This window comes from Mycobacterium sp. (assembly GCF_036488105.1).
GTDB lineage: Bacteria > Actinomycetota > Actinomycetes > Mycobacteriales > Mycobacteriaceae > Mycobacterium.
In genome coordinates this window covers 1-11,327 of record NZ_DASXHW010000468.1, presented here as the reverse complement: position 1 = coordinate 11,327, position 11,327 = coordinate 1, and the positions used below count along the sequence as shown (strand labels likewise).

At 67.6% G+C, this 11,327-nt stretch carries 9 protein-coding genes; 5 read left to right on the top strand and 4 right to left on the bottom strand.

Features of this window, described 5'->3' with window-relative positions:
- From VGH54_RS24655 to clpS, 3 genes are all read right to left on the bottom strand, one after another.
- On the bottom strand, positions 1-998 hold a 998-nt coding region (locus tag VGH54_RS24655; protein ID WP_331514754.1), incomplete at its 3' end, for a P1 family peptidase.
- Complete coding sequence (locus VGH54_RS24650) at positions 995-1,567, bottom strand: DUF2017 domain-containing protein (protein WP_331514753.1); 573 nt, start codon at positions 1,565-1,567, stop codon at positions 995-997. The genes VGH54_RS24655 and VGH54_RS24650, both read right to left, overlap by 4 nt.
- A 6-nt stretch (positions 1,568-1,573) precedes the next feature.
- Positions 1,574-1,876: an ATP-dependent Clp protease adapter ClpS gene (gene clpS / locus VGH54_RS24645; protein ID WP_331514752.1), complete on the bottom strand. Its 303-nt coding sequence runs from the start codon at positions 1,874-1,876 to the stop codon at positions 1,574-1,576.
- A gap of 48 nt (positions 1,877-1,924) precedes the next feature.
- On the opposite strand from clpS, the gene VGH54_RS24640 reads away from it, so the two are divergent.
- The 3 genes from VGH54_RS24640 (at position 1,925) to VGH54_RS24630 (ending at position 5,695) form a co-directional block, all read left to right on the top strand.
- Positions 1,925-3,250, top strand: coding sequence for a nicotinate phosphoribosyltransferase (locus VGH54_RS24640; protein ID WP_331514751.1), 1,326 nt, complete (start codon positions 1,925-1,927; stop codon positions 3,248-3,250).
- A 35-nt stretch (positions 3,251-3,285) separates the two neighbouring features.
- Positions 3,286-5,247, top strand: coding sequence for an ATP-dependent DNA helicase (locus VGH54_RS24635; RefSeq protein ID WP_331514755.1), 1,962 nt, complete (start codon positions 3,286-3,288; stop codon positions 5,245-5,247).
- A 103-nt stretch (positions 5,248-5,350) separates the two neighbouring features.
- Positions 5,351-5,695, top strand: coding sequence for a hypothetical protein (locus VGH54_RS24630; RefSeq protein ID WP_331514750.1), 345 nt, complete (start codon positions 5,351-5,353; stop codon positions 5,693-5,695).
- Positions 5,696-5,707: 12 nt separating this feature from the next.
- On the opposite strand, the gene VGH54_RS24625 is transcribed toward VGH54_RS24630, so the two are convergent.
- Positions 5,708-8,320, bottom strand: coding sequence for a glycosyltransferase family 1 protein (locus VGH54_RS24625; protein WP_331514749.1), 2,613 nt, complete (start codon positions 8,318-8,320; stop codon positions 5,708-5,710).
- Between the two features lie 183 nt (positions 8,321-8,503).
- Between VGH54_RS24625 and VGH54_RS24620 the strand changes: the two genes are divergently transcribed.
- Entirely contained in the window at positions 8,504-10,591 is a 2,088-nt protein-coding gene (locus VGH54_RS24620; protein WP_331514748.1) for an alpha-1,4-glucan--maltose-1-phosphate maltosyltransferase, read from the top strand.
- Between the two features lie 7 nt (positions 10,592-10,598).
- Positions 10,599-11,327, top strand: a 729-nt coding sequence (locus tag VGH54_RS24615) for a GlgB N-terminal domain-containing protein (protein WP_414688791.1), incomplete at its 3' end; no start/stop codon positions are given.

The following is an 11,327-nucleotide window of genomic DNA, read 5'->3' as shown; positions in this document are numbered from 1 at the left end:
AGGCCCCGGTAGGTCGGTATGTCGGCTACGGCGTCGGCGGCGATCACCGCCTCGATCACTGCGCGCGCCAGGCAGTCGGCGGCTGCCACACCCACGGCGCCGGCCAGGGCGGTCTCCGGTGAGAACGCGGCCGGCACGTCGGCCGGTGGCGCCACTTCGATGGCGCCGGTGGCCAGCGCGAACACCGTGTCACCGTCAACTGGGGTGTGCGCTGGCCGGATGCTGCGGGCAAGCCCATCGTGAGCAGTGCTCGCGATGTGCCGGCAGGCCGCCGGGCTCAGCGCGGCATCGGTCGCGACCACCGCGATCGTGGTGTTCAGCGAGCTCAACGGTGATTCGAGCTCGGCCAGGGCAGCGACTTGCTCGTCGGGCGGCGCCGTCAGACCGAGTTCGGCGACCAGGTAGCTCAGCCACGGCAAGCCGGTGCTCTGGTCGACGACGTTGCCGGCGGAGTTCACCACGACCAGCGCCCCGACGGTCACCCCGGACGGCAGCGTCGTAGATGAAGTCCCGACGCCGCCTTTGAGCACACCCGCGCACGCCCCCACCCCGGCGCCGACCGTGCCGACGGCCACATCGGTTCCAGCCGTCTGGCAGGCGGCGTAGCCGAATTCGGCGGTGGGCCGATTGCCCCACGCGCCGACCTCAAGATCGAAGATCACCGCTCCCGGCACGATCGGCACGACGCCACCGGTCATCGCCACGCCGCGGTCGCGCTCCTCCAGCCAGCGCATCACCCCGTCGGCGGCGGCCAACCCGTAGGCGCTGCCGCCGGCGATCAGCACCGCGTCGACGTAGCGCACGCTGTTGGCCGGGTCCAGCAGATCGGTTTCCCGAGTGCCGGGCGCCCCGCCCCGAACGTCGACGGAGCCGACGGTGCCGGGCGGCGTCAAGACGACCGTGACCCCACTCGCCCAGCCCGCACCCATCGTCGCGTCGGGGTCGAGCCGGTGATGGTGGCCGACCAGGATGCCTGCGACGTCGGTGATCGCGTTCATCGCGATTCCATCAGCGCCAGCACCAGATACTCCTGCAGCACTGTCAGCCACTGGTAGACGTCGAGGTGCGGGGCCATCGGGTGGTCGTCGGGCAGGCGATCGGGGCCGTCGGGGCGGATGTCGAGCATGGTGCCCAGGGCCAAGCGCAGGTCGTTGACGGCCGCGATCCACGCGTTCGCGACGTCCTCGGTCAGCTCGAGTTTGCCGCCGTCGTCGGGAAGTGTGTCCAGTAGTTGTTGTGCCGCAACGCGTTTAGCGTCGATGATCGAGGGCTCATGCAGGCTGCGCAAGGCGGCGTTGAGGCTGTCGGTGGCCTCACCCGTCGCGTCGTCCGGCTTGGAGAAATCGGGCAGCAGCCGCTGTAGGGTCACATTGTCCGGCGGCTCGGAATTGCCGGTCTTCATACCGGTGATTTGTTCGAGTTCGTCTTGCGGAGAAGACGATTCGCGTTCCTCGAGCAATCCGATCATCGAGGCGACCAGATTCTTCAGTAACGCCGCCTCGTGCGCGTCCAGCGCGGATCGAAATCGGGCGCCGTCGGCGGTCTCAACCCGCTTCCACTTGCGCACTCGATCTCAGTGATCCTGCTGCATGGTGGCCCATAACCCGGCCGCGTGCAGCTTCGTCACGTCGACCTCCATGGATTCCCGGCTGCCCGCCGACACCACGGCCTTACCTTCGTTGTGGACTTGCAGCATCAGCTTGGTGGCGTGCGGCTCGCTGTAGCCGAACAGCTTCTGGAAGACGTACGTCACGTAGTTCATCAAGTTGACCGGATCGTCCCAGACGATGGTCACCCACGGAGCGGCCGTGGCTTCGACCTCGTCGGCTTCCCGCTGCCTGGTCGTTCCCGGCTTGGCCGGGGCTGACGCACCCATGGGTTCCAGGATACCGAGCCGCCGTCGCGCAACCGATACCGTTGCTGTGTGAACAACTCGGTTTACACCGGGCTGCTGACCGACAGGTATGAGTTGACCATGCTGTCGGCGGCGCTGCGCGACGGCACCGCACACCGCCGGTCGGTGTTCGAGCTGTTCGCTCGTCGCTTGCCGGACGGACGCCGATACGGTGTGGTGGCCGGGACGGGACGGTTTCTGGAAGCGTTGCCCGAGTTCAGGTTCGACGACGTCGCGTGCGAATCGTTGGCGGAATTCCTCGATGTGGACACCTTGGCTTACCTGCGCGATTTTCGGTTCAGCGGCGACGTCGACGGCTACGCCGAGGGTGAGCTGTATTTCCCTGGCTCGCCGGTACTTTCGGTGACCGGCAGTTTCGCTGAATGCGTGGTGCTCGAGACGCTGGCGCTGTCGATTTTCAACCATGACACCGCCGTTGCGTCAGCGGCTGCGCGCATGGTCAGCGCCGCCCAAGGACGGCCGATCATGGACATGGGCTCGCGCCGCACCCATGAGCACGCCGCCGTCGCCGCAGCGCGAGCCGCCTACCTTGCGGGATTCGCTGCGACATCCAACCTCGAGGCTCACCGCCGCTACGGCGTGCCTACCGAGGGCACCAGCGCGCACGCCTTCACGCTGCTGCACGACGGCCCGGACGGACCCGACGAGCCGGGCGCGTTCGCGGCACAGGTCGCTGCCCTGGGCGCCGACACCACGCTTCTAGTCGACACCTACGACGTGACGACCGGCGTGGCCAACGCAGTGGCGGCCGCCGGCACCGGGCTTGGCGCGGTACGCATCGACTCCGGCGACCTGGGCGTGCTGGCCCGCCAGGTCCGCGAACAACTCGACCGACTCGGGGCGAGCCGAACCCGCATCGTGGTCTCCGGCGATCTCGACGAGTTCGCCGTCGCAGGATTGCGTGCCGAACCGGTGGACAGCTACGGGATCGGCACCTCGCTGGTCACCGGTTCGGGTGCCCCCACCGCGAATATGGTCTACAAGCTGGTCGAAGTCGACGGCATACCGGTCGAGAAACGCAGCGTCCGCAAGGAATCCCACGGCGGCCGCAAAGCAGCGCTGCGGCTATCCCGTTCGACCGGCACGATCACCGACGAGATCGTGCATCCCGCGGGCCATCCGCCGTCGAGTACCGAGCCGTCGCGGGTGCTGACGATTCCCTTGGTGCGCAGCGGCGAAGCGGTCGTCGACACGGACCTGGGCGTGGCACGCGAGCTGGTGGCGTCGGGCTTGCGAAGTTTGCCGTGGGAGGGTCTGATGTTGTCGCACGGCGACCCGGCGATTCCCACGACGCACATCCCGGCCCGACGCCCCCCGACCGACACGGAGGAGTAGCCACGACCGACGACGCGCCATCGCCCGTCACGCAGCTGCTGGCCACTGCGGTGGCGGCACTGGGCGGCAGCGAACGCAGCGGCCAACTGGAGATGGCCGACGCGGTCGCCCGCGCCTTCGAAACCGGCGAGCATCTGGCGGTGCAAGCGGGCACCGGCACCGGAAAGTCGTTGGCGTACTTGGTTCCGGCGATCAACCGGGCGGTGTCCGACGACGCCCCGGTGGTGGTGTCGACCGCGACGATTGCCCTGCAACGCCAACTGGTCAATCGCGACCTGCCTCAGCTCGTCGACGCGCTCAGCGATGCGCTCCCCCGCGAGCCACGCTTCGCCTTGTTGAAGGGTCGACAGAATTACCTGTGCCTCAACAAGATTCACAGCGGCGCTGCGGCCGACGCCGGTGCCGAGCCTCAGGAACTCTTCTCGCCGCAGGCAGCCACCGCGTTAGGCCGTGACGTGCAGCGGCTCACCGCCTGGGCGTCGACGACGGAGTCCGGCGACCGCGACGACCTCAAGCCCGGCGTCGCCGACCGGTCGTGGGGACAGGTCAGCGTGTCCGCCCGGGAATGCCTGGGCATGGCCCGCTGCCCGTTCGGCACCGAATGCTTCGCCGAACGGGCAAAAGGAGCCGCCGCCCGGGCTGACGTTGTCGTCACCAACCACGCGCTGCTGGCCATCAACGCCGTTGCCGACTCCGCCGTCCTACCCGAACATCAGCTACTCGTCGTCGACGAGGCGCACGACCTGGTCGACCGGGTGACCGCGGTGGCTACCGGCGAGCTGTCGGCGACCGCGCTCGGCGTCGCCTCGCGGCGCACGGCCAGGCTCGTCGAGCCGGAGCTCATGCAGCGATGGGAACGGGCATCGGCCAACTTCACCGCGGCCATCCAGGACACGTCCGCCGGTCGCATCGACCACCTCGACGACGAGCTCACCACCCACCTTGCGGCGCTGCGGGACGCGGCCAGCGCCGCGCGGTCCACCATCGACACGTCGCCCACCGACGCCAAGGCCGCCTCGGCGCGCGCCGAGGCGGTCGCCAGCCTTGCCGAGATCGCCGACACCGCAACGCGAATCCTGGTGTCCTTCGGGCCGGCGATCCCGGACCGCACCGACGTGGTCTGGCTGGACCACGAGGACAACCGCGGGTCGACGCGCAGTGTGCTGCGGGTGGCGCCGCTGTCGGTGTCCGGACTGCTGCGCACCCGGTTGTTCGCCGACTCGACGGCGGTGTTGACCTCGGCGACGCTGACCGTCGGCGGCTCGTTCGACGCGATGGCCAAGGCGTGGGGGCTGGCTGACACCGAAATGCCTTGGCGCGGAATCGACGTCGGGTCACCGTTCCAGCACGGCAAGGCCGGAATCCTCTACGTCGCAGCCCATCTGCCGCCACCGGGCCGCGAGGGCACCGGTTCGGCCGAGCAACTGACGGAGATCGCCGAACTCGTCACCGCGGCGGGCGGGCGCACGCTCGGGCTGTTCTCGTCGATGCGGGCCGCACGCGCGGCCGCCGAGGCGATGTCCGAACGGCTGTCGACGCCGGTGCTGTGTCAGGGCGACGACAGCACCCCGACGCTGGTCGAGCAGTTCGCCGCCGACTCGGCGACGTCGCTGTTCGGCACGCTGTCACTGTGGCAAGGCGTCGACGTGCCCGGCCCATCGCTGTCGTTGGTCATCATCGACCGCATCCCGTTCCCGCGTCCCGACGATCCGCTGCTGTCGGCCCGGCAGCGGGCGGTCGCCGCCGCCGGGGGCAACGGGTTCATGGCCGTCGCGGCCAGTCACGCCGCGCTGCTGCTGGCCCAAGGAGCCGGACGGCTACTGCGTGGCATCGACGACCGTGGCGTGGTCGCGGTGCTGGACTCGCGGATGGCCACCGCCCGCTACGGCAATTACCTGCGCGCGTCGCTGCCGCCGTTCTGGGCGACCACCGATGCCGCGGCGGTGCGTGCCGCGCTGGAGCGATTGCGCAGCGCCGGTGACGCCACCCCTCCGTGACGTGTGCATGGAGCAAAATCGCCCGAATGGCATGCAGGTGTGCTTTGGTAAGGCCCTGCTGCCGAACCAAGACGACGGGCGCCCGCGCGGAAGGAACATCGCGATGAACAAATTTCTCGCCGTTCCGGCCCTGCTGGCAGCCGGCATCGTCGCCGCCCCTGTGGCGCAGGCCTACCCCGGTGATCAAGCCGATGCAGAACAAGCTGTGACGGCGATCTACAACCGGGTGCAGCGCGGTTGCACGCCGAGCATGCCGCCGTCGTTGCAGTCGATCAGTTGGTCGCGGTTCAACCCGGAAAGCGGCGGCGAAGGCCGCATCGTCGATGCCCATCAAGGCTTGGGTGGCCCGTTCACCGTCACCTACTGGAACCCGAAAGTTGGCCCTGCCCAAGACTCCCCGCCGTACCGCGCGTACGGGCAGTGGGGTGTCAACCTCGAGTTCTGTTGAGGAGCGCCTAGATCAGGCCAGCGTGACCAAACCCAACTCGGCGGCCGAGGCCAGCATCGGGTTATTCGGCAGCACCCGCACGGTGTAGCCCACTGACCCGGCCACCGGCAACGGCGTTGTCGTGGAGAAGATGTGGTCGCCGCCGGCCGCGGTGCCCGTATAGGGCATGTCAACGGTGACCGGATCCACCAGCGCGTCGCCGGTATTCACCCTGCCGACCACTGCCTGAACGGTGACCTCCTCGGGCCGCAGCCCGGCCAATTGCACGGTCGCGGTCAGCGTCAGCTTCGATCCGAGCACTGGAGTGTCCGGCAGCCCGGTGCTGTCGACGTCGGTGATCTGGATGTGCGGCCACTCCTCGTACGCGCGCCGACGGTAGGCCGCCAGCTCGCGAGCAGGATCGAACGCGGACTGGCCGTCACCGTCGACGGCGACCGTCCTGCGCAGCGACTCCGCGGCCGGCAGATAGTAGCTTTCGGTGTAATCGCGAACCATCCTGGAGGCCAACACTTTCGGGCCGAGCGTCTGCAACGTGTGGCGCACCATCTCGATCCACCGGCGCGGAGTTCCGTGCTCGTCGCGCTCGTAGAACTTCGGCGCCACCGACTTCTGCAACAGGTCGTAGAGCGCGGCCGCCTCCAGGTCGTCGCGACGTTCCTCGTCGGCGATCCCGGAGGCCGACGGTATCGCCCAGCCGTTCTCGCCGTCGTACCACACGTCCCACCACCCGTCGAGGATCGACAGGTTCAGCCCGCCGTTCAGCGCGCTCTTCATTCCCGAAGTGCCGCAGGCCTCTAACGGCCGCAGCGGGTTGTTCAGCCAGACGTCGCAGCCCCAATACAGCAGCCGGGCCATTGACATGTCGTAATCGGGCAGGAACGCGATCCGGTGACGCACTTCGGGGCGGTCGGCGAACTGCACCACTTGCTGGATCAGCGCCTTGCCGCCGTCATCGGCAGGGTGGGACTTGCCGGCGACGATCAGCTGGATCGGCTTGTCCTTGTTGAGTAGCAGCCGTTCCAGCCGGTCCGGGTCGCGCAGCATCAGCGTCAGACGCTTGTACGTCGGCACGCGCCGGGCGAACCCGATGGTCAGCACGTCCGGGTCGAATGCGGTCGCTATCCAACCTAATTCGCCCTCTGGCGCACCCCGTTCCAGCCACGAGCGGTGCAGCCGCGCCCGGACATCCTCGACTAGCAGCGCCCGCAGTTGTGATCGGATCCACCACAGGTGACCCGCGTCGACCTCATTGACGCGCAGCCAGACGCCGGGGTCGCTGAACGAGTCCGACCCGAGCAGTTCCTGGCCTAGCTGCAACCATTGCGGCGCCGCCCAGGTGCGGGCATGAACGCCGTTGGTAATCGACCCGATCGGCACCTCGTCTGCGTCGAATCCCGGCCATAGTTCGTTGAACATGGACCGGCTCACTTCACCGTGCAATAGCGAAACACCGTTGGCGCGCTGGGCAAGCCGCAGACCCATGTGGGCCATGTTGAACTTCTCCGGATCGTCCTCGGCGCCCAGCGCCAAGATCCTGGCCACTGGCACGCCGGGCAGCAGCACCGAGCCGGCGGCGATACCGGCGCCGTCTGCGGTGTTGCCGGCGAAATACCGCTGCACCATCGCATGCGGAAACCGGTCGATGCCGGCGGGCACCGGGGTGTGCGTGGTGAACACCGTGCTGGAGCGCACCACAGTCAGGGCGGTGTCGAAATCCAAACCGGCATCGACCAGTTCGCGGATCCGCTCGGTGCCGAGGAATCCGGCGTGGCCCTCGTTCATGTGGTAAACCTCGGGCGCCGGCAGACCTTCGATCGAGGTGTACGCGCGAATCGCCCGTATGCCGCCGATCCCGGCGAGGATCTCCTGCTGCATGCGATGTTCTTGGTCGCCGCCGTAGAGGCGGTCGGTGACCCCGCGCATCTCGTGGTCGTTCTCCGGGATGTCGGAGTCCAGCAGCAGCAGCGGTACCCGCCCGACTTGCGCGACCCAGATCCGGGCCCGCAGCCGATCGGAGTCCGGCAGCGCAAGCTCAACCAGCGCCGGCGCGCCCGCGTCGTCGGTGAGCAGTCGAAGCGGCAACCCCTGCGGATCCAGTGCGGGATAGGTCTCGTGCTGCCAGCCGTCCGCGGTCAACGATTGCCGAAAGTAGCCGGAGCGGTAGTACAGGCCGACCGCGATCAGCGGTAATCCGAGATCCGATGCGGCCTTCAGGTGGTCGCCGGCCAGGATTCCCAGACCGCCGGAGTAGTTCGGCAGCACCTCGGCGACACCGAACTCCATTGAGAAGTAGGCGATGCCGTTGGGCATCGGGGTGCCGTTGCTCTGTTGCTGTTGGTACCACAGCGGTCGGCTCAGATAATCGTTGAGTTCAGCAGCCAATCCATCCAAACGGTCCAGGAAGCCGCCGTCGAGGGCCAGCTCGTCGAGCCGGGCCGAGCTGACCGCCCCCAGCAGGGCAACCGGATCCCGACCGCACTGGCCCCACAGCGTCGGATCGATCGCCTCGAAGAGCTCCTGCGTGGGTTTGTCCCACGACCATCGCAGGTTGATCGACAACTGTTCGAGCGCCGCCAGGCGTTCCGGGAGGTGGGCACGGACCGTGAACCGACGGAGGGCTTTCACGCGTCACTACCTTACTGACGACGGGGCAGGTTTCGCCTCCCGAACAATCCGCGCCACCAAGCCTCAGGTGTGGCTCGACACTACGGTGGGTATTGGGCGCGGAGAGGTTCTCGAAGACGCGCAGGTGGCGGAGTCGACGGCGCCCAGGACGACAACCGACTATCGACTCGCAAAGGAGTAGCAGTGCCCGGTCGTGTCGAGATCGATGACGTCGCGCCCGTCGTGTCGTGCGGCGCCTACCCGGCAAAAGCCGTCGTCGACGAGGTGATCCCGGTGCGCGCGTCGGTGTGGCGTGAGGGACACGACGCGGTGGCGGCGACGCTCGTGGTGCGTTACCTGGGTCCGCGGTATCCACAGGTGGGTGAAACCCGGCGGCTCAAGGCGGTGCAGGCTCCCGCGCTGGCTGAACCCGCCGCCGATCCGGTGGTGAAGGTCAAGCCGCTACATGTCCCCATGGCTCCCGACGGCGTCGAACCTTTCGTCTTCCACGGCGTCTTCACGCCTGACCGCATCGGGCTGTGGACCTACCGGGTGGACGGCTGGGGCGACCCGATTCACACCTGGCGGCACGCCGTCGAGGCCAAGCTGGACGCCGGCCAGGGCGAAAGCGAATTGTCCAACGACCTGCTGGTCGGTGCTCAGCTGCTAGAACGCGCCGCCACCGGGGTTCCGCGTAGTCGGCGCCAGCCGCTGTTGGCCGCCGCGAAGGCCCTGCAAGCGCCCGGCGATCCGGTGTCGCGCGCCGCGCTGGCGCTGAGCGCCGACATCGACGCACTCCTGACGCAGTTTCCGCTGCGCGAGCTGGTCACCCGCGGCGAGCAGTACGGGGTGTGGGTGGACCGACCGCTGGCCCGCTTCGGATCCTGGTACGAGATGTTCCCCCGTTCCACCGGCGGCTGGGACGCCGACGGCCATCCCGTGCACGGCACTTTCGCGACCGCGGCCGCGGCGCTGCCCCGGATCGCGCAGATGGGCTTCGACGTCGTGTACCTGCCGCCGATCCACCCGATCGGCAAGGTTCACCGCAAGGGCCGCAACAACACCGCGACGGCGGCGCCCGGTGACGTCGGATCGCCGTGGGCGATCGGCAGCGACGAGGGTGGCCACGATGCGGTGCATCCGCAGCTGGGCACGATCGCCGACTTCGACAGGTTCGTCGCCGCGGTTGACGATCTGGGCATGGAGGTGGCCCTGGACTTGGCGCTGCAATGCGCGCCGGATCACCCGTGGGCCAAAAACCACCGCCAGTGGTTCACCGAATTACCGGACGGCACCATCGCCTACGCCGAGAACCCGCCGAAGAAATACCAGGACATCTACCCGATCAACTTCGACAACGATCCCGCCGGCCTCTACGACGAAGTGCTGCGCGTGGTGCGATACTGGATGGACCACGGGGTCAAGGTCTTTCGCGTCGACAACCCGCACACCAAGCCGCCCAATTTCTGGGCCTGGTTGATCGCCCAGGCCAAAGCCGCCGATCCAGACGTGCTGTTCCTGTCTGAGGCGTTCACGCCGCCGGCCCGCCAATACGGGCTCGCCAAACTGGGATTCACGCAGTCGTACACCTACTTCACCTGGCGCACTTCCAAGCAGGACCTGACCGAATTCGGCCAGCAGATACCGGAAATCGCGGACTACCGGCGTCCCAACCTGTTCGTCAACACCCCCGACATCTTGCACGCGAGTCTGCAGCACAACGGGCCGGGCATGTTCGGGATACGCGCGGTGCTGGCGGCGACCATGAGCCCCGCCTGGGGGGTGTATTCCGGCTACGAGCTGTTCGAGGGCCACGCCGTCGCCGAGGGCAGCGAGGAGTACCTCAACTCGGAGAAGTACGAGTTGCGGCCACGCGACTTCGCCGGCGCGCTAGCGGCCGGGCGCTCGCTGGAGCCATTCATCGCGCGGCTGAACAGCATTCGTCGACTACATCCAGCATTGCAGCAACTGCGCAACATCACTTTCCATGCCATCGACAATGATGCGTTGCTGGCGTACAGCAAGTTCGACCCCGCCACCGGTGACTGCGTGCTGGTCGTGGTGACGCTCAACGCATTCGCGCCGGAGGATGCGACGTTGTGGTTGGACATGCCCGCATTGGGTATGGAACACCATGAGCGGTTTTGGGTACGAGACGAGATCACCGGCGAGGAATACCAATGGGGAGCGGCCAACTACGTTCGGATCGACCCTGGTCACGCCGTCGCCCACGTCATCAACATGCCGCTCATACCGTCCGAAGCACGAATCCCGCTACTGTGCCGAAGGTAACGCCGCAATGAAGTCCACTGAACAAATCGCCCAAGCCCGTTTGGCGCCCGAGCCCAGTGACCTGGCCCGCCTGGCCGCCGGCGAGCATCACAACCCGCACGGCATCCTGGGCGCCCACGAATACGACGACCACACCGTTATCCGGGCCTTCCGGCCGCACGCCACCAGCGTGGTCGCATTGGTGGGCGCCGACCGGTTCCCGTTGCAGCACATCGACTCCGGCTTGTTCGCGGCGGCGCTGCCGTTCGTCAACCTGATCGACTACCGCCTCGAAGTGGTCTACGACGGCGGCGGCACTCAGACGATCGCGGACGCCTATCGCTTCTTGCCGACCTTGGGTGAAGTCGACCTGCATCTGTTCAACGAGGGTCGCCACGAACGGCTATGGGAAGTCCTTGGTGCGCATCCCCGTTCGTTCACCACCGCCGACGGTGTGGTCGATGGGGTGTCATTCGCCGTGTGGGCGCCCAACGCCAAAGGCGTCAGCCTGATCGCCGAATTCAACGGCTGGAACGGCAACGAGGCACCGATGCGGGTGCTCGGCTCGTCGGGTGTCTGGGAGTTGTTCTGGCCCGGTTTCGCACACGACGGCTTGTACAAGTTCCGGGTGCACGGCGCCGACGGCTCGATCACCGACCGTGCCGACCCGATGGCATTCGCCACCGAGGTGCCGCCGCACACCGCTTCGCGGGTGAACGTGAGCGACTACCGGTGGGACGACGACGCCTGGATGACG

Excerpts from the sequence above, each read along its gene's own strand:
- clpS (WP_331514752.1), bottom strand. The coding sequence starts at position 1,876 with ATGGGTGCGTCAGCCCCGGCCAAGCCGGGAACGACCAGGCAGCGGGAA.
- VGH54_RS24630 (WP_331514750.1), top strand. The coding sequence starts at position 5,351 with ATGAACAAATTTCTCGCCGTTCCGGCCCTGCTGGCAGCCGGCATCGTC.